The sequence below is a fragment of the Enterobacter cloacae complex sp.6700776 genome (assembly GCF_048284255.1).
GTDB lineage: Bacteria > Pseudomonadota > Gammaproteobacteria > Enterobacterales > Enterobacteriaceae > Enterobacter > Enterobacter intestinihominis.
The window spans coordinates 115,011-141,531 of the sequence record NZ_JBLVYK010000007.1 but is presented as its reverse complement, the minus strand read 5'-3'; the positions used below and the strand labels follow the sequence as shown (position 1 = coordinate 141,531).

General features: G+C 56.0%; 27 protein-coding genes. 13 read left to right on the top strand and 14 right to left on the bottom strand.

What is annotated here, in order from left to right:
- Positions 1-11: 11 nt before the first annotated feature.
- The 4 genes from kbaY (at position 12) to ACNQ0T_RS13165 (ending at position 5,663) form a co-directional block, all read left to right on the top strand.
- Positions 12-884, top strand: coding sequence for a tagatose-bisphosphate aldolase subunit KbaY (gene kbaY / locus ACNQ0T_RS13180; protein WP_003861740.1), 873 nt, complete (start codon positions 12-14; stop codon positions 882-884).
- Between the two features lie 116 nt (positions 885-1,000).
- Complete coding sequence (malX, locus tag ACNQ0T_RS13175; protein WP_022649499.1) at positions 1,001-2,572, top strand: maltose/glucose-specific PTS transporter subunit IIBC; 1,572 nt, start codon at positions 1,001-1,003, stop codon at positions 2,570-2,572.
- A gap of 12 nt (positions 2,573-2,584) precedes the next feature.
- Positions 2,585-3,757, top strand: coding sequence for a MalY/PatB family protein (locus ACNQ0T_RS13170; protein ID WP_045308029.1), 1,173 nt, complete (start codon positions 2,585-2,587; stop codon positions 3,755-3,757).
- 16 nt (positions 3,758-3,773) lie between these two features.
- Positions 3,774-5,663 (top strand): enterotoxin, encoded by a 1,890-nt coding sequence (locus ACNQ0T_RS13165; RefSeq protein WP_032626403.1) that lies wholly within the window; start codon positions 3,774-3,776, stop codon positions 5,661-5,663.
- A 67-nt stretch (positions 5,664-5,730) separates the two neighbouring features.
- Here the strand turns inward: ACNQ0T_RS13165 and rsmI are convergent, their stop codons facing one another.
- A complete protein-coding gene (gene rsmI / locus ACNQ0T_RS13160; RefSeq protein ID WP_063146524.1) occupies positions 5,731-6,594 on the bottom strand; it encodes a 16S rRNA (cytidine(1402)-2'-O)-methyltransferase in 864 nt (287 codons plus the stop codon).
- Between the two features lie 61 nt (positions 6,595-6,655).
- Between rsmI and ACNQ0T_RS13155 the strand changes: the two genes are divergently transcribed.
- From ACNQ0T_RS13155 to dolP, 4 genes are read left to right on the top strand one after another with little or no spacing between them, the layout of a single operon-like run.
- Positions 6,656-8,794: a penicillin-binding protein activator gene (locus tag ACNQ0T_RS13155; protein WP_045622090.1), complete on the top strand. Its 2,139-nt coding sequence runs from the start codon at positions 6,656-6,658 to the stop codon at positions 8,792-8,794.
- A complete protein-coding gene (locus ACNQ0T_RS13150) occupies positions 8,752-9,147 on the top strand; it encodes a YraN family protein (RefSeq protein WP_022649504.1) in 396 nt (131 codons plus the stop codon). The genes ACNQ0T_RS13155 and ACNQ0T_RS13150 overlap by 43 nt, the downstream gene beginning before the upstream one ends.
- Before the next feature lie 21 nt (positions 9,148-9,168).
- Positions 9,169-9,759, top strand: coding sequence for a DnaA initiator-associating protein DiaA (gene diaA / locus ACNQ0T_RS13145; protein ID WP_003861754.1), 591 nt, complete (start codon positions 9,169-9,171; stop codon positions 9,757-9,759).
- A gap of 9 nt (positions 9,760-9,768) precedes the next feature.
- Positions 9,769-10,344: a division/outer membrane stress-associated lipid-binding lipoprotein gene (dolP, locus tag ACNQ0T_RS13140; RefSeq protein ID WP_022649505.1), complete on the top strand. Its 576-nt coding sequence runs from the start codon at positions 9,769-9,771 to the stop codon at positions 10,342-10,344.
- A gap of 50 nt (positions 10,345-10,394) precedes the next feature.
- On the opposite strand, the gene ACNQ0T_RS13135 is transcribed toward dolP, so the two are convergent.
- Both ACNQ0T_RS13135 and ACNQ0T_RS13130 read right to left on the bottom strand, forming a co-directional pair.
- Positions 10,395-11,432 (bottom strand): permease, encoded by a 1,038-nt coding sequence (locus ACNQ0T_RS13135; RefSeq protein ID WP_063149067.1) that lies wholly within the window; start codon positions 11,430-11,432, stop codon positions 10,395-10,397.
- A gap of 40 nt (positions 11,433-11,472) precedes the next feature.
- Positions 11,473-12,117, bottom strand: coding sequence for an NAD(P)H-binding protein (locus ACNQ0T_RS13130; protein ID WP_022649507.1), 645 nt, complete (start codon positions 12,115-12,117; stop codon positions 11,473-11,475).
- Positions 12,118-12,245: 128 nt separating this feature from the next.
- Here ACNQ0T_RS13130 and ACNQ0T_RS13125 point away from each other — a divergent pair, with 128 nt between their 5' ends.
- Positions 12,246-12,764, top strand: coding sequence for a type 1 glutamine amidotransferase domain-containing protein (locus ACNQ0T_RS13125; RefSeq protein ID WP_015571965.1), 519 nt, complete (start codon positions 12,246-12,248; stop codon positions 12,762-12,764).
- On the opposite strand, the gene ACNQ0T_RS13120 is transcribed toward ACNQ0T_RS13125, so the two are convergent.
- Entirely contained in the window at positions 12,744-13,178 is a 435-nt protein-coding gene (locus ACNQ0T_RS13120; protein WP_022649508.1) for a YhbP family protein, read from the bottom strand. The two genes, ACNQ0T_RS13125 and ACNQ0T_RS13120, sit on opposite strands and share 21 nt — an antisense overlap.
- 14 nt (positions 13,179-13,192) lie before the next feature.
- Here ACNQ0T_RS13120 and ACNQ0T_RS13115 point away from each other — a divergent pair, with 14 nt between their 5' ends.
- On the top strand, positions 13,193-13,522 hold the full coding sequence (locus ACNQ0T_RS13115; protein WP_003861768.1) for a GIY-YIG nuclease family protein: 330 nt from the start codon (positions 13,193-13,195) through the stop codon (positions 13,520-13,522).
- On the opposite strand, the gene ACNQ0T_RS13110 is transcribed toward ACNQ0T_RS13115, so the two are convergent.
- Together ACNQ0T_RS13110 and ubiT are read right to left on the bottom strand one after the other, a co-directional pair.
- Positions 13,509-14,012: a GNAT family N-acetyltransferase gene (locus ACNQ0T_RS13110; RefSeq protein WP_022649509.1), complete on the bottom strand. Its 504-nt coding sequence runs from the start codon at positions 14,010-14,012 to the stop codon at positions 13,509-13,511. The two genes, ACNQ0T_RS13115 and ACNQ0T_RS13110, sit on opposite strands and share 14 nt — an antisense overlap.
- Positions 14,006-14,530, bottom strand: a complete 525-nt coding sequence (ubiT, locus tag ACNQ0T_RS13105) for a ubiquinone anaerobic biosynthesis accessory factor UbiT (RefSeq protein WP_023307057.1) — start codon at positions 14,528-14,530, stop codon at positions 14,006-14,008. Before ubiT ends, ACNQ0T_RS13110 begins: the two co-directional genes overlap by 7 nt.
- Positions 14,531-14,751: 221 nt before the next feature.
- Between ubiT and ubiU the strand changes: the two genes are divergently transcribed.
- The 3 genes from ubiU to ACNQ0T_RS13090 all read left to right on the top strand — a co-directional run bounded on the left by ubiU (position 14,752) and on the right by ACNQ0T_RS13090 (position 17,718).
- Complete coding sequence (gene ubiU / locus ACNQ0T_RS13100) at positions 14,752-15,747, top strand: ubiquinone anaerobic biosynthesis protein UbiU (RefSeq protein ID WP_003861773.1); 996 nt, start codon at positions 14,752-14,754, stop codon at positions 15,745-15,747.
- Between the two features lie 7 nt (positions 15,748-15,754).
- A complete protein-coding gene (locus ACNQ0T_RS13095; protein ID WP_417930121.1) occupies positions 15,755-16,633 on the top strand; it encodes a U32 family peptidase in 879 nt (292 codons plus the stop codon).
- Positions 16,634-16,710: 77 nt separating this feature from the next.
- A complete protein-coding gene (locus ACNQ0T_RS13090) occupies positions 16,711-17,718 on the top strand; it encodes a luciferase-like monooxygenase (protein ID WP_063853598.1) in 1,008 nt (335 codons plus the stop codon).
- An 84-nt stretch (positions 17,719-17,802) separates the two neighbouring features.
- On the opposite strand, the gene mtr is transcribed toward ACNQ0T_RS13090, so the two are convergent.
- The 8 genes from mtr to rbfA form a co-directional block, all read right to left on the bottom strand.
- A complete protein-coding gene (gene mtr, locus ACNQ0T_RS13085) occupies positions 17,803-19,047 on the bottom strand; it encodes a tryptophan permease (protein ID WP_023298717.1) in 1,245 nt (414 codons plus the stop codon).
- A gap of 142 nt (positions 19,048-19,189) precedes the next feature.
- On the bottom strand, positions 19,190-21,085 hold the full coding sequence (locus tag ACNQ0T_RS13080) for a DEAD/DEAH family ATP-dependent RNA helicase (RefSeq protein ID WP_022649514.1): 1,896 nt from the start codon (positions 21,083-21,085) through the stop codon (positions 19,190-19,192).
- Positions 21,078-21,158 carry a protein YrbN gene (gene yrbN, locus ACNQ0T_RS13075; RefSeq protein ID WP_097397692.1) on the bottom strand — a complete coding sequence of 27 codons (81 nt, stop codon included), beginning with the start codon at positions 21,156-21,158 and terminating at the stop codon, positions 21,078-21,080. The genes ACNQ0T_RS13080 and yrbN overlap by 8 nt, the downstream gene beginning before the upstream one ends.
- A gap of 107 nt (positions 21,159-21,265) precedes the next feature.
- A complete protein-coding gene (gene nlpI / locus ACNQ0T_RS13070) occupies positions 21,266-22,150 on the bottom strand; it encodes a lipoprotein NlpI (protein WP_003861782.1) in 885 nt (294 codons plus the stop codon).
- Between the two features lie 110 nt (positions 22,151-22,260).
- Positions 22,261-24,399: a polyribonucleotide nucleotidyltransferase gene (gene pnp / locus ACNQ0T_RS13065; RefSeq protein ID WP_022649515.1), complete on the bottom strand. Its 2,139-nt coding sequence runs from the start codon at positions 24,397-24,399 to the stop codon at positions 22,261-22,263.
- Positions 24,400-24,641: 242 nt separating this feature from the next.
- Positions 24,642-24,911 (bottom strand): 30S ribosomal protein S15, encoded by a 270-nt coding sequence (gene rpsO, locus ACNQ0T_RS13060; RefSeq protein WP_003861789.1) that lies wholly within the window; start codon positions 24,909-24,911, stop codon positions 24,642-24,644.
- Between the two features lie 154 nt (positions 24,912-25,065).
- Complete coding sequence (truB, locus tag ACNQ0T_RS13055; protein ID WP_023298718.1) at positions 25,066-26,016, bottom strand: tRNA pseudouridine(55) synthase TruB; 951 nt, start codon at positions 26,014-26,016, stop codon at positions 25,066-25,068.
- Complete coding sequence (gene rbfA, locus ACNQ0T_RS13050) at positions 26,016-26,420, bottom strand: 30S ribosome-binding factor RbfA (RefSeq protein WP_003861793.1); 405 nt, start codon at positions 26,418-26,420, stop codon at positions 26,016-26,018. The genes truB and rbfA overlap by 1 nt, the downstream gene beginning before the upstream one ends.
- Positions 26,421-26,521 lie beyond the last annotated feature (101 nt).

The following is a 26,521-nucleotide window of genomic DNA, read 5'->3' as shown; positions in this document are numbered from 1 at the left end:
AGGACAGGCTCATGAGTATTATTTCCACCAAATATCTTTTGCAGGACGCACAGGCAAAGGGCTATGCCGTTCCGGCCTTTAACATTCATAACGCCGAGACGATCCAGGCGATCCTCGAAGTCTGTAGCGAAATGCGATCCCCGGTGATCCTCGCGGGTACGCCGGGGACGTTTAAACATATTGCGCTGGAAGAGATCTACGCCTTGTGCAGCGCATATTCCCTTACTTATGACATGCCGCTGGCGCTACACCTCGATCACCACGAATCGCTGGATGACATTCGCCGCAAAGTCCATGCCGGCGTACGTAGCGCAATGATCGACGGTAGCCATTACCCCTTCGAACAAAACGTCAAGCTGGTGAAATCGGTCGTCGATTTCTGTCACCTCAACGACTGTAGCGTCGAGGCCGAACTGGGCCGACTGGGTGGAGTGGAAGATGACATGAGCGTCGACGCCGAAAGCGCGTTCCTGACCGACCCGCAGGAAGCAAAACGCTTTGTCGAACTGACAGGCGTGGACAGCCTCGCCGTTGCCATCGGAACCGCGCACGGCCTCTATACCAAACGCCCAAAAATCGACTTCCAGCGGCTGGCCGAGATCCGCGAGGTAGTGACAGTGCCGCTGGTACTGCACGGTGCGAGCGATGTTCCGGATGAGGATGTACGCCGCACCATTGAGCTGGGCGTCTGCAAAGTTAACGTCGCAACAGAGCTGAAAATCGCCTTCTCTGACGCAGTCAAAGCCTGGTTTGCCGAGAACCCACAGGGCAACGATCCGCGCTTCTACATGCGCGTCGGCATGGATGCCATGAAAGAGGTGGTCAGAAGCAAAATCACCGTTTGCGGCTCGGCGAACCGCCTGCTGCTTCCGGCTGAAGCCTGAACCCATCGCGCATAACGTTAGTACCTAAAAAATAACTATAAGCCTCGCAAATATGAAGGCGCGTCCTTAAGCCGGACAGCGCCTTCCATTATCCTAAAAATCCGAGGAGTCCCTACATGACACAGGAAAAGTCGTTTAAATCGAAAGCGTGGGAGTTTTTCCAGAGCCTGGGAAAGACGTTTATGTTCCCGGTTTCGCTATTGGCCTTTATGGGGTTGTTGTTAGGTATCGGTAGTTCTGTCACCAGCCCTTCCACCATCAAAAGTTTTCCCTTTCTGGGCGGTGAGTTAACGCAGCTCACCTTTGGTTTTATCGCCATGGTCGGTGGCTTTGCTTTTACCTATCTGCCGCTGATGTTTGCCATGGCGATCCCAATGGGCCTTGCCAGGCGTAATAAAGCGGTGGGCGCTTTTGCCGGATTCGTTGGCTACATGCTGATGAACATGAGCATCAACTACTACCTGACCGCCACCCACCAGCTTGCGGATGCCGCCACCATGAGACAGGTGGGACAATCCATCGTGCTTGGCATTCAAACGCTGGAGATGGGCGTGCTCGGCGGCATTGTGGTAGGGGTGATCACCTACTTCCTGCACGAACGCTTCCAGGACACGGTGCTGCACGACGCATTTGCCTTCTTTAGCGGCATTCGTTTTGTTCCGATTGTTACCGCCCTCACCCTGTCGCTGGTCGGCCTGGTCATCCCCCTGCTGTGGGAATATGTGGCAATGGGCATTGCCGGGATTGGTCATATCATCCAGAGCACCAGCGTCTTTGGACCGTTCCTGTATGGCGTGGGCGTGCTGCTACTCAAACCTTTTGGCCTGCATCACATTCTGCTGGCGATGGTGCGCTTCACCCCGGCGGGCGGCATTGAGATGGTTAACGGCCAGGAAGTGGCCGGTGCGCTGAACATTTTCTACGCCGAGCTGAAAGCGGGTCTGCCGTTTAGCCCGCACGTTACGGCATTTTTATCGCAAGGGTTTATGCCGACCTTTATCTTCGGCCTGCCTGCCGTCGCTTACGCTATCTACCGCACCGCGCGCCCGGAAAACCGTCCGGTGATTAAAGGGCTGCTGCTTTCAGGCGTGCTGGTTTCAGTTGTCACGGGTATTTCAGAGCCGATTGAGTTCCTGTTCCTGTTTATTGCCCCTGTGCTTTACGCGTTTCATATCGTTATGTCTGGCCTGGCGCTGATGGTGATGGCGCTGCTCGGCGTCACCATCGGCAACACTGACGGCGGTATTCTGGATCTGCTGATCTTCGGCGTCATGCAGGGGATGTCGACCAAATGGTATCTGCTGTTCCCGGTGGGTATTGCCTGGTTTGCTATCTACTTCTTCGTCTTCCGCTGGTACATCCTCAAGCACGATATAAAAACGCCAGGCCGTGAGGTTGACGCGCAGGGTGCGCTCCAGGCGGTGGAAGCCAATACCCGGGCACGTGGAAAATCAAAATACGATCATGGGCTTATTCTTCGCGCGCTTGGCGGTAAAGAGAATATTGAGTCGCTCGACAACTGCATTACCCGCTTACGTCTGGTGGTGAAAGATATGGGGCTTATCGACCAGCAGGCGCTGAAGGCCGCTGGCGCCTTGTCAGTCGTGGTGCTTGATGCCCACAGCGTTCAGGTGATCATCGGCCCGCAGGTGCAGAGCGTCAAATCCGGCATTGAAGCCTTAATTTAACAGGGGGTCGTTGTGTTTGATTTCGACAGAATCATTGAGCGTAAAAGCGATAAATGCCGTAAATGGGATCATGCGTTTGTGTGTTCGCGTTTCGGTGATGTCCCGGAGGGATTTATCCCGCTGTGGATAGCAGACATGGATTTCACCTCGCCACCCGCCGTGATTGAAGGCTTTCAGCGCATCGTGGAGCATGGCACCTTCGGTTACACCTGGTGCTTCGACGAATTCTACGATGCGGTCATCGCCTTCCAGCGCACCCGTCATCAGGTTGAGGTGCATAAGTCATGGATCACCCTGACCTACGGCACCGTTTCTACGCTGCACTATACGGTTCAGGCGTTCTGCAATCCCGGCGACTGCGTGATGATGAACACCCCGGTGTATGACCCGTTTGCGATGGCGACACAGCGACAGGGCGTGCGGGTGCTTGCAAATCCGCTGAGCGTGAAGGAAAACCGCTATCAGCTGGATTTTAATCTGATTGAAGTTCAGCTCAAAACTCACCGTCCAAAACTGTGGTTCTTCTGCTCGCCGCATAACCCCTCGGGCCGCATCTGGCGCGCGGATGAGATACGCCAGGTGTCCGATCTCTGTAAGCGCTACGGCACGATTCTGGTGGTTGATGAGGTTCACGCCGAGCACATTCTGGACGGTACATTCGTCAGCTGTCTGACTTCGGGCTGTGCCGCCCAGGACAACCTGATTGTGCTGACCTCCCCCAATAAAGCCTTCAACCTTGGCGGGCTAAAAACATCCTACTCAATGATTCCAGACGATTCGCTGCGCCAGCGTTTCCGCCAGCAGTTGGAGAAGAACTCCATTACCTCGCCCAATATCTTCGGCGTGTGGGGAATTATTCTGGCCTATCGGCAAGGTCAGCCATGGCTCGACGCGCTGAATGGTTATCTGCGCGGCAATGCCCGCTACCTTGCAGATGCCATCCAGACCCACTTCCCTGCATGGAAGATGATGAACCCGGAGTCGTCGTATCTCGCCTGGATAGACGTCAGTGCGGACGATCGCAGTGCGACGGCGCTAACCCAACATTTCGCCAAACAGGCTGGCGTGGTCATCGAAGATGGCAGCCACTACGTACAAAACGGCGAAAACTACCTGCGTATTAACTTCGGCACCCAGCGCTACTGGCTGGAACAGTCCATCAACCGAATGCTGAAGCATTACTGATAAGGATCTTACCCCGATGAAAACAAGGCTCACTCTCTCGCTGCTGGCTCTCTGTGTTTCTCATGGCGCGGCGGCAGCAAACTACGCGCTCAGTAACAACAATATTGCCCTTTCGTTTGATGATGCAAATGCAACGGTAGTAGTAACGGACAGCAAGGCTAACCATCCGCTCACGCCACAGGAGTTGTTCTTTCTGACACTGCCGGATGAAACAAAAATCCACACCGCTGATTTCAAAATCAAGCACGTCGAAAAGCAGGACAACGCGATAGTCATCGACTTTACGCATCCGGATTTTAACGTAACGGTGAAACTGAACCTGGTGAAGGGAAAATACGCCAGCATCGGCTACACCATCGCCGCCGTCGGGCAGCCGCGGGACGTAGCGAAAATGACCTTCTTCCCGACGAAGAAGCAGTCTCAGGCACCTTACGTTGACGGGGCGATTAACAGCTCGCCAATCGTGGCCGACTCGTTCTTCATCCTGCCAGACAAACCGATTGTGAATACTTACGCTTATGAAGCCACCACGAACCTCAACGTGGAGCTGAAAACGCCAATTCTGCCTGAGACACCGGTCAGTTTTACCACCTGGTTCGGCACTTTCCCGGAAACTAATCAGCTGCGGCGCAGCGTAAACCAGTTTATCGATGCCGTGCGCCCGCGGCCTTATAAGCCTTATCTGCACTACAACAGCTGGATGGACATCGGCTTCTTTACTCCTTACTCCGAGCAGGATGTCATTGGGCGAATGGACGAATGGAATAAAGAATTTATTGCCGGACGCGGGGTGGCGCTGGACGCGTTCCTGCTGGACGATGGCTGGGACGATCGCACCGGACGCTGGCTGTTTGGCCCGGCATTCAGCAACGGTTTTGGCAAAGTCAGGGAAAAAGCCGATAGCCTGCATAGCTCGGTTGGGCTGTGGCTTTCACCGTGGGGCGGTTACAACAAGCCGCGCGATATTCGCGTCTCGCATGCAAAAGAGTATGGTTTCGAAACCGTAGACGGCAAGCTGGCGCTGTCGGGGCCGAACTACTTTAAAAACTTTAACGATCAGATCATTAAGCTGATCAAAAACGAGCACATTACCTCGTTCAAGCTCGACGGAATGGGTAACGCCAATTCGCATATCAAGGGCAGCCCATTTGCATCGGATTTTGACGCGTCCATTGCCCTGCTGCACAACATGCGCAGCGCAAACCCGAACCTGTTTATCAACCTGACCACCGGGACCGACGCGAGCCCGTCCTGGCTGTTCTATGCTGATTCAATCTGGCGTCAGGGCGATGATATCAACCTGTACGGTCCCGGCACGCCAGTGCAGCAGTGGATGACCTACCGGGATGCCGAAACTTATCGCTCCATCGTACGTAAAGGCCCGCTGTTCCCGCTGAACTCCCTGATGTACCACGGGATCGTCAGTGCAGAGAACGCTTACTATGGACTGGAGAAAGTACAAACGGACGGTGATTTTGCCGATCAGGTCTGGAGCTACTTCGCGACCGGAACTCAACTTCAGGAGCTGTACATCACGCCGTCCATGCTTAACAAGGCGAAGTGGGACACCCTGGCACAGGCGGCGAAATGGTCGCGTGAGAATGCCAGCGTGCTGGTGGATACGCACTGGATTGGCGGTGACCCAACTTCGCTTGAGGTTTACGGCTGGGCCTCATGGAGTAAAGACAAAGCGATTTTTGGTTTACGCAACCCGTCGGATAAGCCGCAACGTTACTACCTGGATTTAACCAAAGATTTTGAGATCCCGGCAGGAGAGCGCTCGCAGTTTACCCTGAAAGCCGTGTACGGCAGTAATTCGACCGTACCAGAGGAGTATAAAAACGCTGTGGTGATTACGCTGCAACCGCTGGAAACGCTGGTGTTTGAGGCGATGCCGGGAAAATAGTGAGGCTTTGACACGGTGTAGGCCGGGTAAGGCGAAGCCGCCACCCGGCAAAACAGGCGGCAGGGGCTTACTCCCCCTGCTGCTCCAGCGCATATTTATACAGCGCATTTTTCTTCACGCCGTGGATCTCCGCCGCCAGCGCCGCCGCTTTTTTCAGGGGGAGTTCAGCCTGTAGCAGGGCCAGCGTACGCAGCGCATCGGCAGGCAGGGCGTCTTCCTGCGCTTTATGCCCTTCGACAATCAGCACCATTTCGCCCTTGCGGCGGTTCTCATCCTCTTTCACCCACGCCAGCAGTTCGCCAACCGGCGCGCCGTGAATGGTTTCCCAGGTTTTGGTCAGCTCGCGCGCCAGCACCACGTAGCGGGATTCGCCCCAGACGGTAACCATATCCTCCAGGCTTTCCAGCAGGCGGTGGGTTGATTCGTAAAAAATCAGGGTACGCGGCTCTGCTTCCAGATCCTTTAACACGTCGCGACGGCCTTTGGATTTAGCAGGCAGGAAACCTTCGTAGCAGAAACGATCGGACGGCAGGCCCGCCGCACTTAATGCGGCAATAGCAGCACACGGCCCCGGCAGCGGCACAACGCGGATCCCTGCTTCACGGCAGGTGCGCACCAGATGGTAACCCGGATCGTTGATAAGCGGCGTACCCGCATCGGAGACCAGCGCGATGTTCTGCCCTTCTTTCAGCTTCGCCACCAGCGTTTCGGCTTTTTGTTGCTCATTGTGATCGTGCAGGGCAAACAAACGGGCGTTAATGGCAAAGTGCTGCAGCAGTAAACCGGTATGACGGGTGTCTTCAGCAGCAATTAAATCAACAGCTTGCAATACAGTGAGTGCACGTTGGGTAATATCAGACAAATTCCCGATAGGAGTAGGTACAATATAAAGCTGGCCTTGAGAATTATCTGCCGTTTCGTGTTGTTTCATTGTTTCGTCCGTATTGCCGATTTAATATTGAGCATTGCGTAAAAAAATCACTGGATACAGTATGGTACCGTTAACGTTTCTTCGAAAAAAAGCCGCGCACAGCGTGCCCCTCCTGCTGGCAGCCCTGATCTTTACCGGCTGCGGCACCCAGGCACCCGACCAGAGCACTGCTCATATGCAGGGATCCGCTCAGGCTGATTCTGGCTTTTATCTGCAACAAATGTCGCAGAGTTCAAATGATACCAGGATCAACTGGCAATTACTCGCCATTCGTGCACTGCTGAAGGAAGGAAAAACCCAGCAGGCTGCCGAGCTGTTCAGCCAGCTGCCGCAGGATCTTAACGACGATCAGCGCCATGAGCAGACGCTGCTGTCGGCAGAACTGAAGGTCGCGCAGAAAGATTTCGACGGCGCGAAGAAGATCCTCGGCACTATCGAACTGAGCGCGCTGGATAAGAATCAGCAGGCCCGTTTCTGGCAGGCCGGTATCACCGCTGAGCAAGGTCGCCCCTCCCTGACGCTTCTCCGCGCGCTGATTGCCCAGGAGCCTCTGCTCGCGGGTGCGGACAAGCAGAAAAATATTGACGCAACCTGGCAGGCACTCGCCTCCATGACCCAGGATCAGGCCAGAGCGCTGGTGATCAACGCCGATGAAAATGTCCTGCAAGGCTGGCTGGATCTGCAACAGATGTGGTTCAACAACCGCAGCGATCCGAACATGCTGAAAGCCGGCATTACCGACTGGCAAAAGCGCTACCCGCAAAACCCGGGAGCAAAAATGCTGCCAACGCAGCTGGTGAACGTGCAAAACTTTAAGCCCGCCTCCACCAGCAAAATCGCCCTGCTGCTGCCGTTAAACGGCCAGGCAGCGGTGTTTGGCCGCGCCATTCAGCAAGGTTTTGAAGCCGCGAAAAACGGCACTACCGCCGTCACCGGCAGCGCCGTTCCGGCGCAGGCAGCACAGGCGGCGAATGTGAATGACGTCGTCAGTCCGTCAGCCGCCGAAACCAGCGACCTGACCACCGCGCAAACCCCTGCCCAGGGCACCATGCAGAATCCGGTTACCGCCCCAACGACGCAACCCGCTACCTCAGCGCCTGCGGCAACACAGGCCCCGGCTGAAACCCCGGCGCCCGCGACGGCAGAACAACCTCAGCCGCAAACCGCGCAGCCGGAACAGCAGCCAGCAGCCCAGCCGCAGGCTGTGGCCACCACCAGCGCTAACCCTGGTGCAGAGTTGAAAATCTACGACACCAGCGCCCAGCCGCTTGACCAGGTGTTGGCGCAGGTTCAGCAGGACGGGGCCAGCATCGTTGTCGGCCCGCTGTTGAAAAACAACGTGGAAGCGCTGATGAAGAGCAACACCACGCTGAACGTGCTTGCGCTTAACCAGCCTGAGCAGGTTCAGAACCGCGCCAATATCTGTTACTTCGCCCTCTCTCCGGAGGATGAAGCCCGCGATGCGGCCCGTCATATCCACGAGCAGGGCAAACAGGCGCCGCTGCTGCTGATCCCACGCAGCACGCTGGGCGACCGCGTTGCCAACGCCTTTGCGCAAGAGTGGCAGACCCTTGGCGGTGGCGTGGTGTTGCAGCAGAAATTTGGCTCAGCTTCCGAACTGAGAGCGGGCGTGAACGGCGGGGCAGGTATTGCCCTCAACGGTAGCCCGGTATCCGCCAGCCTGCCGCAGCAGCAGAGCGTCACCATCGGCGGTCTGACGATCCCGGCCCCCCCTACCGACGCGCAAATCAGCGGCGGCGGTAAAGTGGATTCGGCGTACATCGTCGCTACGCCGGAAGAGATCGCCTTTATCAAACCAATGATCGCCATGCGTAACGGCAGCCAGAGCGGCGCAACGCTCTACGCCAGCTCACGCAGCGCACAGGGTACCGCAGGCCCGGATTTCCGTCTGGAAATGGAAGGACTGCAATACAGCGAGATCCCTATGCTGGCAGGCAGCAACCCGCAGTTGATGCAGCAGGCGCTGGGCGCGGTGCGCAATGATTATTCCCTGGCGCGTCTGTACGCGATGGGCGTCGATGCCTGGGCGCTGGCAAACCACTTTACCCAGATGCGCCAGGTACCGGGCTTTGAGCTTAACGGGAATACCGGCGATCTGACCGCCGATCAGGATTGTGTGATTAACAGGAAGTTATCATGGCTCAAATACCAGCAGGGGCAGATCGTCCCGGCCAGTTAAGCCGCAAAGAGACCGGCGACGCGTGGGAGCTAAAAGCGCGCCGCTGGCTTGAAGGCAAAGGACTGCGCTTTGTCGCCGCCAACGTTCGCGGGCGCGGCGGCGAGATTGACCTGATTATGAAAGACGGTCAAACCATCGTGTTTGTTGAAGTACGCTACCGACAGTCGTCCCGTTTTGGCGGTGCTGCCGCCAGCGTGACGCTCGCCAAACAACAAAAATTATTACAGACTGCCCACTTGTGGCTTGCCCGCCATAATGGGAGTTTTGATACTGTGGATTGCCGTTTCGATGTGGTAGCCTTCACCGGAAATGCGATCGACTGGCTTAAAAACGCGTTTGGCGAAGACGCATAAATAAGATTTTAAAGGGATACCGTGCTCGAACGAATAAAAGTGTGCTTCACAGAAAGCATTCAAACGCAGATTGCCGCAGCGGAAGCCCTTCCGGACGCGATCTCGCGTGCAGCGATGACGCTGGTTCAGTCGCTGCTCAACGGCAACAAAATCCTCTGTTGTGGCAATGGCACGTCCGCCGCCAACGCACAGCATTTTGCTGCCAGCATGATCAATCGCTTCGAAACCGAGCGACCGAGTTTACCAGCCATTGCACTAAACACCGATAACGTGGTCTTAACTGCGATTGCCAACGATCGTTTGCATGACGAAATTTACGCCAAGCAGGTGCGCGCCTTAGGCCATGCCGGAGACGTGCTGCTGGCGATCTCCACGCGCGGTAACAGCCGGGATATCGTTAAGGCGGTTGAAGCGGCAGTAACCCGGGACATGACGATTGTCGCCCTGACCGGTTACGACGGCGGTGAGCTGGCTGGCCTGCTGGGGCCGCAGGATGTGGAGATCCGCATTCCTTCGCACCGTAGCGCCCGCATCCAGGAGATGCATATGCTCACGGTGAACTGCTTATGCGATCTGATCGATAACACGCTTTTCCCTCACCAGGATGATTAAGGAGTTCTCATGAAGGTTTTATCGGCCCTTGCAGTCGTGATGTCTGCATTACTGCTTCAGGGATGCATCGCTGCCGCTGTAGTCGGTACCGCAGCGGTCGGCACCAAAGCAGCGACCGATCCGCGTACCGTTGGGACGCAGGTGGATGACGGTACGCTTGAGCTGCGCGTAAACAGTGCGCTGTCGAAAGACGAACAGATCAAGAAGGAAGCACGCATTAACGTGACGGCTTATCAGGGCAAAGTTCTGCTGGCAGGCCAGGCGCCAACCCCTGAACTCGCCTCGCGCGCCAAACAGATCGCGATGGGCGTAGAAGGTACGGCGGAAGTGTTTAACGAGATCCGCCAGGGCCAGCCGATTGGTCTCGGCACCGCGTCATCTGATACCTGGATCACCACCAAAGTGCGTTCCCAGCTGCTGGGTACCGACCAGGTGAAATCCTCAAACGTGAAAGTAACCACTGAGAACGGCGAAGTGTTCCTGCTGGGCCTGGTGACAGAACGTGAAGGGAAAGCGGCGGCGGATATCGCCAGCCGGGTGAGCGGCGTGAAGCACGTCACCACCGCCTTTACTTATATCAAGTAATTCACACCTGACTGTAAGCCCGGTAAGCGCCAGCGCCACCGGGCTTTCTTTCACACCAGCGCCATACTCCCCACAATCACTCCGCTCAACGCCACCAGCCCCGCCGTCAGCCACAGCGCTTTCGCCGGGAATGACTTACGCAGCATGATCAGCGACGGCAGGCTCACCGCCGGCAGCGTGATGAGCAGCGCCAGCGCCGGTGCGGTACCCATGCCAGCCATCATCATGGTCTGAATAATCGGGATCTCCGCCGCGGTTGGGATCACAAACAGGCAACCGGCCACCGCCATCGCAATCACCCACATCAGCGTGTTGTCGATAGCGCCATCCGCATGCGGGAACAGCCAGACGCGCGCCGCCCCGAGCACCAGTACGGCCAGGATATAGACCGGGATTGTGCTCCAGAAAAGCTGCCACAGCGCTTTGCCCCAGCGAGCTAAGAAACTGCCCTGCGGATCGCTGAGGTCCAGCTCAACGGAGGCAGGCCCGGCCTCGTTGTCTTTCACCAGGTGCTGCACTAGCGTAGCGACAAGCACCACCGTCAGCAGGCCAGCCGCCAGACGGATAAACGCGAAATGCCAGCCGAGAACGAAGCCCATAAACACCAGCGTTGCCGGGTTCAGCAGGGGGTTACCCATCCAGAAGGCAAGCGCGCCGCCCATCGACACGCGCTGTCGGCGCATACCCGCCGCCACCGGTGCAGCGCAGCAGGAGCACATCATGCCCGGCAGGGAGAAAATCGCTCCCAGCAGCGTGCCCTGCAGGCGCGGTTGTCCCAGGGTTTTTATCAGCCAGTTACGCGGGATAAGTACCTGAATCAGCGAGCCCAGCAATACGCCCAATACCGCCGCTTTCCAGACGGCAAGAAAATAGACCATGGCGTAATCCCACGCCGCGCGAAGCGGGCTGGAATCGGCCTGCGCGAGAATCGATTTACCGATGCTGTGGGTGTCGGCGGCGGTGAAGGCTTTACCGTAGTACGGCTGCCATTTCACATACCAGAGGCCAATGATGACCACAAGAAAGAAGAGTGCGGGCTTCCACCACTGAACAGGTGTTGCCGCCTGAGATGAAGACTGACCAGTCATACCATTCCCCGGAAGGTGTTATTTAATAAGCCGGGGAAGTTTACGCCTCGCCCTGCGCGATTTCACGCAGTTTTGCCGAAGGGATAATATTAACCCCCTCTTGCGACGGAGCCAGTGCCTCTTTCAGCATCGCCTGCGCGACATCCCGCGCCTCGATGGACTTCCAGTTACCGGGCAGGATGCGAAACAGCGGAGCGAAAAAAGACTCGTTAAAACGCCGTTCGTCGCGGTGGCCCATCAGCATGGAAGGCCGCACGATGGTCAGGCGCTCCCATTGCTGCGCGATTAACGCCTCTTCCATTTTGCCCTTCACCTGGTTGTAAAAAAACGGCGAGCCTGCGTTCGCGCCGTGCGCGCTGACCACCAGGAAATGCTTAGCACCCAGCTTCTTGGCCGTCAGAGCGGTATCTACCACCAGCGTGTAATCTGCATGGACAAAGGCTTCTTTACTGCCCGCTTCCCGTCGGGTGGTGCCAAGGCAGCAAAAGGCGATATCAATGGGATCCTGCACCTGCGCCAGCGCGTCGGTAAGCTGGGGATCGTGCGGATTATAGACGCCGGTGATATCCAACAGCGGGCGACGCGTCGGGGCGGCGATATAGTTGATATGCCGATCCTGGATCAGCAGCCGCAGCAGATGTCCACCCACCAGCCCGGTTGCGCCGGTAATCAGTACCTGACTCATCTTGTCCCCTTTACAGAATTGTCCGTTTGCGATCTGGGCCTGCTCTACCACACTTAAAAGTCTGTTACCGGTAAGTATTTACCACAAACGGGAAAAAAACAGTCTGAAGCGAAAACAACGGAGGAAGCATGGGTAAAAAAATCGCAGTCTTGATTACCGACGAGTTTGAAGATTCAGAATTTACGTCGCCAGCAGAGGCATTCCGCAAGGCGGGCCACGAGGTGGTCACCATCGAAAAAGAAGCGGGTAAAACCGTGAAGGGCCACAAGGGTGAAGCCAGCGTGACCATTGACGAATCCATTGATAACGTCAGCCCGTCGGATTTCGACGCCCTGCTGTTACCGGGCGGCCATTCACCGGATTCCCTGCGCGGGGACGAGCGTTTCGTCACCTTTACCCGTGACTTCGTCGGCACCGGTAAACCGGTGTTTGCCATTTGCCACGGCCCGCAGCTGCTGATCAGCGCCGAGGTGGTACGCGGGCGTAAGCTCACCGCGGTGAAACCGATCGTTATCGATCTGAAAAACGCCGGCGCCGAGTTCTACGATCAGGAAGTGGTGAACGATAACGATCAGCTGATCACCAGCCGTACGCCGGACGATCTTCCAGCTTTTAACCGCGAAGCGCTACGCCTGCTCGGTGCGTAACCAGTGCAGCTTCTTGCCAAAGCCCAGGGTGTTGTCGGTAAATTTCAGCTCATCGAGGCGGATTTCCCACACCGGGGCTTTTAGCGCTGCGGCCACCGGGAAGCGGCGCGTATAGCGTTTACGCTGGGCGTCGCTTTCCTCACCTTCCAGGCGACGAATTTCGCCTTTGAACTGGACCCCGCGGATCAGCGCAACGGTTTTAGGCTGACCATTTACCGTGCCCGCCACTTTTGCCTGTTGGCCCGTCATCTGCGCATGCCGCGTTTTGTCTTCGCTCATCACGTAAAAGGCCACGCGCTCGGGATCGTAGTAATAAAAGGCATTTGCGCACCACATCTCCTCGTCTTTACAGACGCACCAGGTCACAACATGCTGCTTTGCCAGCCAGCGGTTAATGGCGGCCAGTGTTTCCATTTTCGCTCTCTCTCATGCTATGGTGCGTTCACCTTAACATACTGAATCTGTTTACCGTGTGCTGGTTTCTCTATCTTGTCCGAACCGCTGATAACGCACTCTACACCGGGATCACTACCGATGTGGCACGGCGTTTTTTACAACATCAAACGGGAAAAGGGGCGAAAGCACTGCGGGGGAAAGGTGAACTTCAGCTGGCGTTTTCAGCCGCCGTGGGCGACAGATCCCTGGCGCTCAGGCTGGAGTACCGCATCAAGCAGCTGACGAAGCGCCAGAAAGAGCGTCTCGTCAACGGGGACGGCTCTTTCGAGGCGCTACGCGAAAGCCTGCTTAAAAACGATTGAAATGATCGTGGTACTCCACCAGACCGGTAACGCCGTCGAGCGAATCGTCCGCCAGAGGATGTACCAGGAAAGATGTTTCCGTGCCTGGCCAGTGGCAGCGCAGATCGTATCTGGACGCTGGCTCAAAGCCTAAACGCTCGTAGAACGCCGGATCGCCCAGAACGACGACAGCGGCATAGCCGAATTCATTCAGGGAATCCAGCCCTTCATAGACCAGCTGGCGTGCCAGGCCCTGTCCACGGTAGTTTTCATCCACCGCCAGCGGCGCCATGCCGACCCACTGTAACTCTTCGCCCTGCACAATCACCGGACTGAACGCCACGTAGCCGACCACCTGCCCCTCATCGTCGGTGGCAACCAGGCCCAGCGTAATCAGGCCATCTTCGCGAAGATCGTGAACCAGTTGAGCTTCGGCGTCGCCTGCAAAAGAGCGGCGTAACAACGCATCGATACCCGGCGCATCAATCCCAATTTCGACTCGAATCAGCATGGTTCACCTACTGAAGTGTGTTTACTGTCCGGCGGGGTTTTTAGCCCGGCCTCAACGAAATCTGCCATTTGCATCAACATCATACGCAGTGCGTTCGGCATCTGCTCCAGCTCAATGGCATCCATTAAATTTTTGACGTACAGACCGAGCTCCGTGTCGCCTTCAATCACCAGACGACGCTGGAAGAAAAGGGTGTCCGGATCCTGTTTGCGCGCGGCGATCATCAGCAGATCGCTGGCATCCGCGCTAAAGCTGACATCCGCCTCGGCGGTTTCACGGACGATAAGCCGATCGTTCTCTACGGAAGTAAACCAGCGCAACCCGATATCGCGTACTTCAATCTTTAACCAGCGGCCTTCCAGAAACTCAAGCTCACCGTCCTGTAGCGCCTGGCGGAACTGCCAGCTCAGTACCTGTTCCAGCACCTGGCGTTTAAGCGCGAACGGCGCCAGTTTTACCGGCACGCTCAGCATTGATGGGCCAAATTGTACGAGACGTGAACGCAGTTTATCCAGCACGAGCTTTACTCCCTGATAGCTATAGTCCTGCTATTTTGCCATATCCCGACAAGAAGATAGCGGCGTAAATCAACAAACCGTTGTCCGGTATACCTCATTATTGGTGCCATCAATACGCCATTAGCTGCCTTAAATCAAAAATTGTCGCGTATGGGTTAATTAAAATCCCAGCTCGTTAACATTTTTTACGATCCCTGCGATCGACAACATCGGGATAAATTATGGAGCTGCTCTGCCCTGCCGGAAACCTTCCGGCGCTTAAGGCGGCCATCGAAAATGGGGCCGATGCGGTCTATATCGGGCTGAAAGATGATACCAATGCCCGCCATTTTGCGGGTCTTAACTTTACGGAGAAAAAGCTTCAGGAAGCCGTTAACTTCGTTCACCAGCACCGGCGCAAACTGCACATCGCCATCAATACCTTTGCCCATCCTGATGGCTACGCCCGCTGGCAGCGCGCCGTGGATATGGCGGCCCAGCTGGGCGCCGATGCGTTGATCCTGGCCGACCTCGCTATGCTTGAGTATGCGGCAGAACGTTATCCGCATATTGAGCGCCACGTCTCTGTTCAGGCATCGGCCACCAATGAAGAGGCCGTGCGTTTTTATCATCGACACTTTGACGTAGCCCGCGTGGTGCTGCCGCGCGTGCTCTCTATTCATCAGGTTAAGCAACTGGCGCGCGTCACGCCAGTTCCGCTGGAGGTTTTTGCCTTCGGCAGCCTGTGCATCATGGCCGAAGGCCGCTGCTATCTTTCTTCCTATCTTACCGGGGAATCGCCAAACACCGTCGGTGCCTGCTCGCCTGCCCGCTTCGTTCGCTGGCAGCAAACGCCGCAGGGGCTGGAGTCGCGCCTGAATGATGTGTTAATCGACCGCTATCAGGACGGTGAAAACGCGGGCTACCCGACGCTGTGCAAAGGCCGCTATCTGGTGGACGGCGAGCGCTACCACGCGCTGGAGGAGCCCACCAGCCTCAACACGCTGGAGCTGCTGCCGGAACTGCTGGCCGCCAACATTGCCTCGGTGAAAATCGAAGGCCGCCAGCGTAGCCCGGCCTACGTGAGCCAGGTGGCGAAGGTGTGGCGTCAGGCCATCGACCGCTGCATGGCGGACCCGCAAAACTACGCCCCGCAGGCGGCCTGGATGGAGACGCTCGGCGCGATGTCCGAAGGCACGCAAACCACGCTCGGCGCGTATCACCGTAAATGGCAGTGAGATAATCATGAAATATTCATTAGGGCCGGTGCTTTACTACTGGCCAAAAGAGACGCTGGAAGATTTTTACCAGCAGGCGGCTAACAGCAGCGCCGATGTGATTTACCTCGGCGAAGCGGTGTGCAGCAAGCGCCGTGCCACCAAAGTGGGCGACTGGCTGGATATGGCGAAAAGCCTGGCCGGCAGCGGCAAGCAGGTGGTGCTCTCGACGCTGGCGCTGGTGCAGGCGTCCTCTGAACTGGGCGAGCTGAAGCGCTACGTCGAAAACGGTGAGTTCCTGCTGGAGGCGAGCGACCTGGGCGTGGTGAACATGTGCGCCGAGCGTAAGCTGCCGTTTGTCGCCGGACATGCGCTGAACTGCTATAACGCGGTGACCTTGCGCCTGCTGCTCAAAAAGGGGATGACACGCTGGTGCATGCCGGTTGAGCTCTCCCGCGACTGGCTGGTCAACCTGCTAAATCAGTGTGACGAGCTGGGCATTCGCAATCAGTTTGAAGTCGAAGTGCTGAGCTACGGCCATCTGCCGCTGGCCTACTCTGCCCGCTGCTTCACCGCGCGTTCCGAAGATCGCCCGAAAGACGAGTGTGAAACCTGCTGCATTAAGTACCCGAACGGACGCAGCATGCTGTCACAGGAGAATCAGCAGGTGTTTGTCCTCAACGGCATTCAGACTATGAGCGGTTACGTCTATAACCTCGGCAACGAGCTGGCGTCAATGCATGGGCTGGTGGATATGGTGCGTCTTTCGCCGCTCGATACCGGCGTGTTCACCATGCTGGACGCCTTCCGTGCCAACGAAAACGGCACCTCGCCGCTGCCGCTGACGGCAAACAGCGACTGCAACGGTTACTGGAAACGTCTCGCCGGACTGGAATTGCAGGGGTAAAAAAGCTCACTTTGTTAACAACGGTTATCATTTTTTAATGCAGTATTAAAGATTGACCGTCGACAAAGTGAGCTGTTATGACTGACAAAACCATTCCGTTTTCGGTGCTGGATCTGGCACCGATTCCACAAGGCTCCTCGGCAAGAGAAGCCTTTTCGCACTCTCTGGATCTGGCTCAGCTTGCCGAAAAACGTGGCTATCACCGCTACTGGCTGGCGGAGCACCATAATATGGTGGGCATCGCCAGCGCCGCCACCTCAGTACTGATTAGCTATCTGGCGGCGAATACCACTACTTTGCACCTTGGCTCCGGTGGCGTGATGCTGCCGAACCATGCCCCGCTGGTGATTGCCGAGCAGTTTGGCACCCTGAATACACTCTACCCCGGTCGCATTGATTTGGGTCTTGGCCGCGCGCCGGGCAGCGACCAGCCGACCATGCGCGCCCTGCGTCGCCATATGAGCGGCGATATCGACAACTTCCCGCGTGATGTAGCGGAGCTGGTAGACTGGTTCGATGCGAGCGATCCTAACCCGCACGTGCGCCCGGTGCCGGGCTACGGCGAGAAAATCCCGGTGTGGCTGTTAGGCTCAAGTCTGTACAGCGCACAGCTTGCCGCACAGCTGGGGCTGCCGTTCGCGTTCGCTTCCCACTTCGCACCGGATATGCTGCATCAGGCTCTGCATCTCTACCGCACAAACTTCAAGCCTTCCGAGCGTCTTGAGAAGCCGTATGCGATGGTGTGCATCAATATCATTGCCGCCGACAGCAACCGCGACGCGGAATTCCTGTTTACCTCCATGCAGCAGGCGTTTGTGAAGCTGCGTCGCGGCGAGACGGGCCAGTTGCCACCACCGGTAGAAAATATGCATCAGCTGTGGTCGGCCTCCGAGCAGTATGGCGTGCAGCAGGCCCTGAGCATGTCGCTGGTGGGTGATAAGGCGAAGGTGCGTCACGGTCTGGAGGCAGTGCTACGAGAAACGCAGGCGGATGAAATTATGGTCAACGGCCAGATTTTCGATCATCAGGCGCGTTTGCATTCATTTGATCTGGCGATGCAGGTGAAAGAGGAGTTGGTGGGGTAGTTTTTTGCCGGATGGCGGCTTCGCCTTATCCGGCCTACGCGATCCCTGTAGGCCCGGTAAGCGTAGCGCCACCGGGCTTTCTGTTTACTGATACACAGGCAACAGATTAAAACTCGACAGCATGTGCACCACCGCGTTGCCGATACCAAATACCAGGATCAGCGCAATCATCGGTTTTCCGCCCCAGACGCGGAATTTCGGGCTGCCGAAGCGCTTACGTGATTTACGCGCCAGCAGCGCCGGTACAATCGCCGCCCAGATGGTAGCCGCCAGTCCTGCATAGCCGATGGCGTACAGGAAACCGTTCGGCCACAGCAGGCCGCCCACAATCGGCGGCAGGAAGGTTAACAGCGCCGTTTTGAAGCGCCCCATCGCAGAGTCATCAAAACCAAACAGATCTGCCAGGTAGTCAAACAGGCCCAGCGTCACGCCGAGAAATGAGCTCGCCACCGCAAAGTTAGAGAAGACCACCAGAAGCAGATCCAGACTGCGGCTGTTCAGCACGCCACTCAGCGCCTGTACCAGCACATCAATGTTACCGCCCTTCTGCGCAATGCCGATAAATTCCGGACGCGGGATGTTACCCATCGTCCCCAGCAGCCAGATCACATACAGCCCCAGCGCCAGCAGCGTGCCGTAAATCAGGCATTTCACGATGGTGCGCGGATCCTTGCCGTAGTACTTCATCAGGCTCGGTACGTTGCCGTGGTAGCCGAACGACGCCAGACAGAATGGCAACGTCATAAGCAGGTATGGCGTGTAGGAGGTGTTCACTTCCGCAACGTTAAACAGCGTGGCCGGCGTGACGTGCCCCAGCAGGCTGCCGAAGGTCAGGAAGAAGGTGATGACCTTGGCGCCCAGCACGATCGCCGTCATGCGGCTGACCGCTTTGGTACTCATCCAGACGATAAACGCCACGCCCAGCGCGAAGCAGAGACCCGCCAGACGCGCCGGAACGTTCAGCGACATCTCGGAGAAGGTGTGATGCAGAATCGATCCGCTCGCTGAAATGTACGCGTAGGTCAGGATATAGAGTACAAACGCGATGGACAACCCGTTCACCATGTTCCAGCCTTTGCCCAGCAGATCTCGGGTGATGGTGTCGAAGCTGGAGCCAATGCGGTAGTTCAGGTTTGCTTCAAGGATCATCAGCCCGGAATGGAGCATGCAGAACCAGGTGAAAACCAGCGCCGCCAGCGACCAGAAGAACCACGCACCGGACATAACCACTGGCAGGGAGAACATCCCGGCACCAATAATGGTTCCGCCGATGATCACCACGCCGCCAAGCAGCGAAGGTGACGTTTGGGTGGTGGTTAGTGTTGCCATGCGGCCTTATCTCCAGTCAAAAATGTGGTGTGCATTTTAATGTGATGCACTGTACCAGTACAGGAGTACAAAAGGAATAAAAAAAGCCCCGATAACAACTATCGGGGCTGTATATTTTACTTTACGTCAAAAGCGAAAAGGCTTACGCGTCACCGAAACGACGACGGCTGGTGCCTTCTTCGCGGCGTGGGCCACGATTTTCACGGCGCTCGCCGGAGAAACGACGAGGTTCGCCAGTGCGACCTTCGCTACGACCGCCTTCACGACGCTCGCCACCGAAGCTGCGACCACCGCCACGGCGTTCGCCACCGCGGTCAGAGCGAGGCTGTGCATCACCCATCAGTTGCATGTTCATTGGCTTGTTCAGAATGCGGGTGCGAGTAAAGTGCTGCAGTACTTCGCCCGGCATGCCTTTTGGCAGCTCGATCGTTGAGTGTGAACCGAACAGCTTGATGTTACCGATGTAACGGCTGCTGATGTCGCCTTCGTTAGCGATCGCGCCAACGATGTGACGAACTTCAACACCATCATCACGGCCCACTTCAATGCGATACAGTTCCATTTCGCCAGCGTCACGACGCTCGCGACGTGGACGGTCTTCACCACCACGCTCTGGACGGTCACCGCGTGGACCACGGTCGTTACGGTCGCCACGACGTTCGAAACGATCGTCACGGTCACGGAACTCACGCTTAGGACGCATCGGCGCATCAGGTGGCACAATCAGGCTACGTTCGCCTTGCGCCATTTTCAGCAGTGCTGCGGCCAGGGTTTCCATGTCCAGCTCTTCGCCTTCAGCGACAGGCTGGATCTGGGACAGCAGCGCACGGTACTGATCCAGATCGCTGCTTTCCAGCTGCTGCTGTACTTTCGCGGCGAATTTTTCCAGACGGCGTTTGCCCAGCAGTTCTGCGTTTGGCAGCTCGGCTTCTGGAATGGTCAGCTTCATGGTGCGTTCAATGTTACGCAGCAGACGACGCTCGCGGTTCTCAACGAACAGCAGCGCACGGCCCGCACGACCCGCACGACCGGTACGGCCGATACGGTGAACGTAAGACTCGGAGTCCATTGGGATATCGTAGTTTACAACCAGGCTGATACGCTCAACGTCCAGACCACGTGCTGCCACGTCGGTTGCAATGAGGATATCCAGACGACCATCTTTCAGACGCTCCAGAGTCTGCTCACGCAGCGCCTGGTTCATGTCGCCGTTCAGCGCTGCGCTATTGTAGCCGCTACGCTCCAGCGCTTCAGCCACTTCCAGGGTCGCATTTTTGGTACGTACGAAGATAATCGCCGCATCAAAATCTTCCGCTTCCAGGAAACGGACCAGCGCTTCGTTTTTGCGCATGCCGTATACAGACCAGTAGCTCTGGCTGATGTCCGGGCGAGTGGTCACGCTAGACTGAATACGCACTTCCTGCGGCTCTTTCATGAAGCGGCGGGTAATGCGACGGATCGCTTCTGGCATGGTTGCAGAGAACAGAGCGGTCTGATGACCTTCCGGGATCTGCGCCATGATGGTTTCAACGTCTTCGATGAAGCCCATACGCAGCATTTCATCTGCTTCATCCAGTACCAGGCCGCTCAGCTTAGAGAGGTCCAGGGTACCGCGCTTCAGGTGATCCAGCAGACGGCCCGGCGTACCGACAACAATCTGTGGGCCCTGGCGCAGGGCGCGTAACTGCACGTCATAACGCTGGCCGCCGTACAGGGCTACCACGTTTACGCCGCGCATATGTTTAGAGAATTCCGTCATTGCTTCAGCAACCTGAACAGCCAGTTCACGGGTTGGAGCCAGGACGAGGATCTGCGGCGCACGCAGGTCCGGATCAATGTTGTTCAGCAGCGGCAGCGAGAATGCTGCGGTTTTACCGCTACCGGTCTGGGCCATGCCCAGCACGTCACGACCAGAAAGCAGGTGTGGGATACACTCAGCCTGGATCGGAGATGGTTTTTCGTAACCCAGATCGTTAAGGGCTTCAAGGATAGGAGCCTTCAGGCCCAGATCTGCAAAAGTGGTTTCGAATTCAGCCATGTAGTACAAGTGCCTCGATATTAATGGCGGCCAGTCTACTTAGCTCATCGTGAAAATGATTAGCAATTTTCATTGAAAAGTGTGAACCGGCTCAAATTAGGTGTATTGACGAACAACAACGCCCTCACCAGTGAAGGTGATGGCAATCAAAAGATTACGGGCTGATGTTTATGTCGTCAGCTATTGCTGGTCCGATTCTGCCAGGTCGTCTTGCTCCTGGCCCAAGAGCGATAATTCCAACAATGCATAACGGTGCTCAACGAAGTTATGTACGTTGTTAGCAACCGCTAATTTGAACAGTGCCGTAGCGCTGTCCATATCCCCCAGACTTAGGTAGTACTTACCTAAATAGAAGTTGGTTTCACTGAGATGCTCAGCGAGCGAGGTGTTATCCGTTGCGTCCGCCTTGAGGCGTTCCATCAGCGTTGCTTCGCTAATGTTGCCCAGGTAGAACTCGACAATGTTCCATCCCCACTGTTCCTTGTCCGATTTCTCGAAGCGCTGTTTCAGTGCTTCTTTGGCCTGCTTCTCATCGAGCTTCTGCTCAACGATGTAAAGCCACAGGCTGCGGAAAGGATCATTAGGATCGTCTTGATAAAACGCCAGCAGATCATCTTGCGCTAACTTATCACGACCGCCGTAATACAATGCGATACCGCGATTCAAGTGCGCGTAGTTGTAAGTTGGATCAAGCTCAAGTACAGAATCAAACGCTTCATAGGCAGCATCAAAATTGCCTGCCTGCGTTAAATAAATGCCTAAGTAATTGAATACTTCAGGCATATCAGGTCGAATTGCCAGCGCTTGTGAAAAATCATTTCGCGCTAATGCCCTCAGACCGAGACTATCATACAACACTCCGCGCTCATATAAAAGCTGTGCGCGTTCGTCATCGGTTAAAGCCCGACTGGCAAGTATTTGTTCCATGCGTGCCAGAATCACTTCCTGCTGCAAAGTCGGTTGCAATGGCACTGCGAGGACTTCGCTCTTACGCCAGGCAGAGTTGCTGCATCCTGCCAGCGTTAAAGCTGTCGCAACGAAACACCAGCGCAAAAAAGGCTTCATTTCCCACTCCCGAAGACAACTATTGGATGAACGTCCTGTCCCCCGGCGGCTTAACAAGGCGTCCTGCCTGATAATAAGCCCTCCGCCTGCGCGGAGGGCAAATGGCAACCTTACTCGCCTTGCTGTTCGGCAGCCGGAGCTTCCGGCGCCGCAGCAGGCTGAGACTGCTCGGTTGCTTCTTTAATGCTCAGACGGATACGGCCCTGGCGGTCAACTTCCAGAACTTTCACCGGTACTTCCTGACCCATTTGCAGGTAATCGGTCACTTTCTCAACGCGCTTGTCAGCGATCTGAGAGATATGTACCAGACCTTCTTTACCGCCACCGATGGCAACGAATGCACCAAAGTCAACGATACGGGTCACTTTACCATTGTAGATACGGCCCACTTCGATTTCTGCTGTAATCTCTTCGATACGGCGGATAGCATATTTCGCTTTCTCACCGTCGGTTGCTGCGATTTTCACAGTACCGTCATCTTCGATTTCGATGGTGGTGCCCGTTTCTTCGGTCAGTGCACGGATAACAGAACCGCCCTTACCGATAACATCTTTGATCTTGTCTGGATTGATCTTGATGGTGTGAATACGCGGAGCGAATTCAGAGATATCACCACGTGGTGCGTTGATAGCCTGTTCCATCACGCCCAGAATGTGCAGACGCGCACCTTTAGCCTGGTTCAGAGCAACCTGCATGATCTCTTTGGTGATACCTTCAATTTTGATATCCATCTGCAGGGCAGAGATACCGTCGCGGGAACCCGCCACTTTGAAGTCCATATCACCCAGGTGATCTTCGTCACCCAGAATGTCAGACAGAACAACGAAGTTGTCGCCTTCTTTCACCAGACCCATTGCGATACCCGCAACGGCGGCTTTGATCGGCACGCCTGCATCCATCAGCGCCAGAGAGGCACCACACACGGAAGCCATGGAAGAAGAACCGTTGGATTCAGTGATTTCAGACACGACACGTACGGTGTACGGGAATTTGTCTGCTTCTGGCATTACTGCCAGCACGCCGCGCTTCGCCAGACGACCGTGACCAATTTCACGACGCTTCGGTGAGCCAACCATACCGGTCTCGCCCACAGAGTACGGAGGGAAGTTGTAGTGGAACAGGAAGCTGTCAGTGCGCTCGCCCATCAGTTCATCGATGTTCTGTGCGTCACGTGCAGTACCCAGGGTAGCGGTAACCAGCGCCTGGGTTTCACCACGGGTGAACAGCGCGGAACCGTGAGTACGTGGCAGCACGCCAGTACGCACATCCAGACCACGGATCATGTCCTTTTCACGGCCATCAATACGCGGCTCGCCTGCCAGTACGCGACTACGAACAACGTTTTTCTCGATAGCGTGCAGGATTTCGCTCAGCTCGTTAGCGTCCAGCGTTTCGTCTTCCGCGATCAGGGTTGCGATGGTTTCATCTTTGATCACGTCAACCTGAGCATAACGCTCCTGTTTGTCTGTAATGCGATATGCATCGCTCAGACGAGATTCTGCCAGTGCAGCTACGCGTGCGTTCAGCGCGTCGTTTACCGCTTCTGGCTGCCAGTCCCAACGTGGTTTACCGGCTTCTTTCACCAGGTCGTTGATGTTCTGGATAACAATCTGCTGCTGGTCGTGGCCGAAGACCACTGCGCCCAGCATCTGGTCTTCACTCAGCAGTTCTGCTTCAGATTCAACCATCAGAACCGCTGCTTCAGTACCGGCAACAACCAGGTCCAGCTTACTCTCTTTCAGCTCTTCCTGAGTTGGGTTCAGCACGTACTGGTCGTTGATGTAACCGACGCGCGCGGCACCGATTGGGCCATTGAATGGGATACCAGACAGTGACAGGGCAGCAGACGCACCGATCATCGCTACGATGTCCGGGTTAACCTGTGGGTTAACGGAAACAACGGTTGCGATAACCTGCACTTCATTGACGAAGCCTTCCGGGAACAGCGGACGAACCGGGCGGTCAATCAGACGCGCGATCAGGGTTTCGCCTTCGCTTGGACGGCCTTCACGACGGAAGAAGCCACCCGGGATTTTACCGGCAGCGTAGGTACGCTCCTGGTAGTTCACGGTCAGTGGGAAGAAGTCCTGACCTGGTTTAGCTTTTTTCTGGCCAACTACGGTAACGAATACAGCAGTGTCATCCATGCTTACCATTACCGCAGCAGTAGCCTGACGAGCCATCATGCCGGTTTCCAGCGTGACGGTATGCTGACCATACTGGAATTTACGAACGATCGGATTCAGCAAAATTCTGTCCTTTCTTAAATGTTTGAAAGCACACCTCAGGTGTGCTGACGATTTAACCCGACCTTCTTCGCATCCTCGCGACTAATGACAACCGACACCCCCATGGGTGAAGCCTCTCATTAGCCGCGCGAACCTCTGCAATGAAGATCATTTATAGCAACAATACAATAGTTTCCCCTGAATTGCTGCCGTCTGGTTGAAAAAAGGGGCCATCAGGCCCCCTTTTCTGAAACTCGCAAGAATTAGCGACGCAGACCCAGACGCTCGATCAGCGCGGTGTAGCGTGCAACATCTTTACGCTTCAGGTAGTCGAGCAGTTTACGACGCTGAGAAACCATACGCAGCAGACCACGACGGCTGTGGTGATCTTTTTTGTGCTCTGCAAAGTGACCCTGCAGGTGGTTAATCTGTGCAGTCAGCAGTGCAACCTGAACTTCGGTAGAACCGCTGTCGTTAGTACCACGACCAAACTCAGAAACGATTTTAGCTTTAGCTTCAACGCTTAGAGACATTTTCAAACTCCAAAGTATAAAGAATGTAAGGATGCCGATCTCTAATTCAGCTATCCCATGTACGCCCCGCAGATTGTTAAACAATTTACCAGGCGTTAAGCGGCGATATTCTACTCGTCTCCCCTGCTTATCGCAAGGTGAGGCGTTATCACCGTCACGCTTCGACCGGGTATTCTACGACCAGACGACGCGGGGCAACGCGCCCTTCACCGTCCATTTCGCCCATCCCGATAAACTTGCCTTCCTCCCCTTCCGTCACACGGACCAGGCCCTCAAGCGGCGCCCCCGTTGTGCGGACCGGGTTTCCGTTCTTAAAGTAAACGGACGATGTTAAAGGAAGATTAACAACCGGGAAATCTGCTGCCGGACTGTCCATTGGCATCAGCAGCGGATCCAGCAGATCTGCCGGCGCAATTCCCTGCGCTTGCGCCTGTTCAGCCAGGGCGTGCAGATGCTCAAGCGTTACCATACGTTCGACCGGATACTTGCTGACCGCCAGACGACGCAGATAAATCACATGCGCGCCGCAGCCCAGCTTTTCACCGAGGTCGTCAATGATGGTGCGGATGTAGGTCCCTTTCGAGCAGTGCACTTCCAGCTCCAGCTCATCACCTTCGTGGCGAATGAACAACAGCTCATACACGGTAATCGGACGGGCTTCACGCGGAACGTCAATGCCCTGACGCGCATATTCGTAAAGCTTCTTGCCCTGATATTTCAACGCCGAATACATCGACGGCACCTGCATTGTGTCGCCCCGGAAGCTCTCCAGCGCCGCATCAAGTTGCTCTGCGCTGAAGGTTACCGGGCGCTCTTCAACCACCTGACCATCCGCATCGGAAGTGTCCGTGCGCTGGCCCAGTTTGGCAATCACGCGGTAGCGCTTATCGGAATCCAGCAGATACTGGGAAAACTTTGTCGCTTCACCCAGGCAGATCGGGAGCATCCCGGTTGCCAGCGGATCCAGCGCGCCGGTGTGCCCCGCGCGATTGGCGTTATAAATACGCTTTACTTTTTGCAGCACGTCGTTGCTGGATGCGCCCTGTGGTTTATCCAACAACAGCACGCCATGCACGTCACGACCGCGACGACGAGGACGACTCATCAGTCCTCCTTGCTGTCGTCCGCCGGGTTAACACGACGCTCATCGTCATGTTTCACCACGCTGGTCACCAGGTTGGACATACGCATACCCTCAACCAGCGAGTTGTCGTAGAAGAAGGTCAGCTCCGGCACAATACGCAGACGCATCGCTTTGCCAAGCAGAGAGCGGATGAAACCAGAGGCTTCCTGCAGCGCTTTAATGCCGTTCTTCACGGCGTCTTCATCCTGGTCATTCAGGAATGTCACAAACACTTTGGCGTACGCCAGGTCGCGGGACATTTCCACGCCAGACACGGTGGTCATCATCCCCACGCGTGGATCTTTGATTTCACGTTGCAGAATGAGAGCGATCTCTTTCTGCATCTCCTGCGCGACGCGCTGTGGGCGACCAAATTCTTTCGCCATAATAAATTCTCCAGACAAAAAAGGGGCTTAAGCCCCTTTTTAAAATTACTGCCGGGTGGCGCTTCGCTTACCCGGCCTACGCTAATTAATCTTCAGTTGAC

Bases quoted from the DNA above. Each gene is read 5' to 3' on its own strand.
- ubiU (WP_003861773.1), top strand. From the start codon at position 14,752: ATGGAGCTGCTCTGCCCTGCCGGAAACCTTCCGGCGCTTAAGGCGGCC.
- rbfA (WP_003861793.1), bottom strand. From the start codon at position 26,420: ATGGCGAAAGAATTTGGTCGCCCACAGCGCGTCGCGCAGGAGATGCAG.
- rpsO (WP_003861789.1), bottom strand. From the start codon at position 24,911: ATGTCTCTAAGCGTTGAAGCTAAAGCTAAAATCGTTTCTGAGTTTGGT.
- yrbN (WP_097397692.1), bottom strand. From the start codon at position 21,158: ATGAAAATTGCTAATCATTTTCACGATGAGCTAAGTAGACTGGCCGCC.
- ACNQ0T_RS13110 (WP_022649509.1), bottom strand. From the start codon at position 14,012: ATGCTGATTCGAGTCGAAATTGGGATTGATGCGCCGGGTATCGATGCG.
- ACNQ0T_RS13115 (WP_003861768.1), top strand. From the start codon at position 13,193: ATGCTATGGTGCGTTCACCTTAACATACTGAATCTGTTTACCGTGTGC.
- ACNQ0T_RS13130 (WP_022649507.1), bottom strand. From the start codon at position 12,117: ATGAGTCAGGTACTGATTACCGGCGCAACCGGGCTGGTGGGTGGACAT.
- ACNQ0T_RS13080 (WP_022649514.1), bottom strand. From the start codon at position 21,085: ATGGCTGAATTCGAAACCACTTTTGCAGATCTGGGCCTGAAGGCTCCT.
- ACNQ0T_RS13150 (WP_022649504.1), top strand. From the start codon at position 8,752: ATGGCTCAAATACCAGCAGGGGCAGATCGTCCCGGCCAGTTAAGCCGC.
- ACNQ0T_RS13090 (WP_063853598.1), top strand. From the start codon at position 16,711: ATGACTGACAAAACCATTCCGTTTTCGGTGCTGGATCTGGCACCGATT.
- mtr (WP_023298717.1), bottom strand. From the start codon at position 19,047: ATGGCAACACTAACCACCACCCAAACGTCACCTTCGCTGCTTGGCGGC.
- nlpI (WP_003861782.1), bottom strand. From the start codon at position 22,150: ATGAAGCCTTTTTTGCGCTGGTGTTTCGTTGCGACAGCTTTAACGCTG.
- malX (WP_022649499.1), top strand. From the start codon at position 1,001: ATGACACAGGAAAAGTCGTTTAAATCGAAAGCGTGGGAGTTTTTCCAG.
- truB (WP_023298718.1), bottom strand. From the start codon at position 26,016: ATGAGTCGTCCTCGTCGTCGCGGTCGTGACGTGCATGGCGTGCTGTTG.
- ACNQ0T_RS13155 (WP_045622090.1), top strand. From the start codon at position 6,656: ATGGTACCGTTAACGTTTCTTCGAAAAAAAGCCGCGCACAGCGTGCCC.
- dolP (WP_022649505.1), top strand. From the start codon at position 9,769: ATGAAGGTTTTATCGGCCCTTGCAGTCGTGATGTCTGCATTACTGCTT.
- ACNQ0T_RS13165 (WP_032626403.1), top strand. From the start codon at position 3,774: ATGAAAACAAGGCTCACTCTCTCGCTGCTGGCTCTCTGTGTTTCTCAT.
- ACNQ0T_RS13125 (WP_015571965.1), top strand. From the start codon at position 12,246: ATGGGTAAAAAAATCGCAGTCTTGATTACCGACGAGTTTGAAGATTCA.
- ACNQ0T_RS13135 (WP_063149067.1), bottom strand. From the start codon at position 11,432: ATGACTGGTCAGTCTTCATCTCAGGCGGCAACACCTGTTCAGTGGTGG.
- ACNQ0T_RS13120 (WP_022649508.1), bottom strand. From the start codon at position 13,178: ATGGAAACACTGGCCGCCATTAACCGCTGGCTGGCAAAGCAGCATGTT.
- rsmI (WP_063146524.1), bottom strand. From the start codon at position 6,594: ATGAAACAACACGAAACGGCAGATAATTCTCAAGGCCAGCTTTATATT.
- ACNQ0T_RS13095 (WP_417930121.1), top strand. From the start codon at position 15,755: ATGAAATATTCATTAGGGCCGGTGCTTTACTACTGGCCAAAAGAGACG.
- kbaY (WP_003861740.1), top strand. From the start codon at position 12: ATGAGTATTATTTCCACCAAATATCTTTTGCAGGACGCACAGGCAAAG.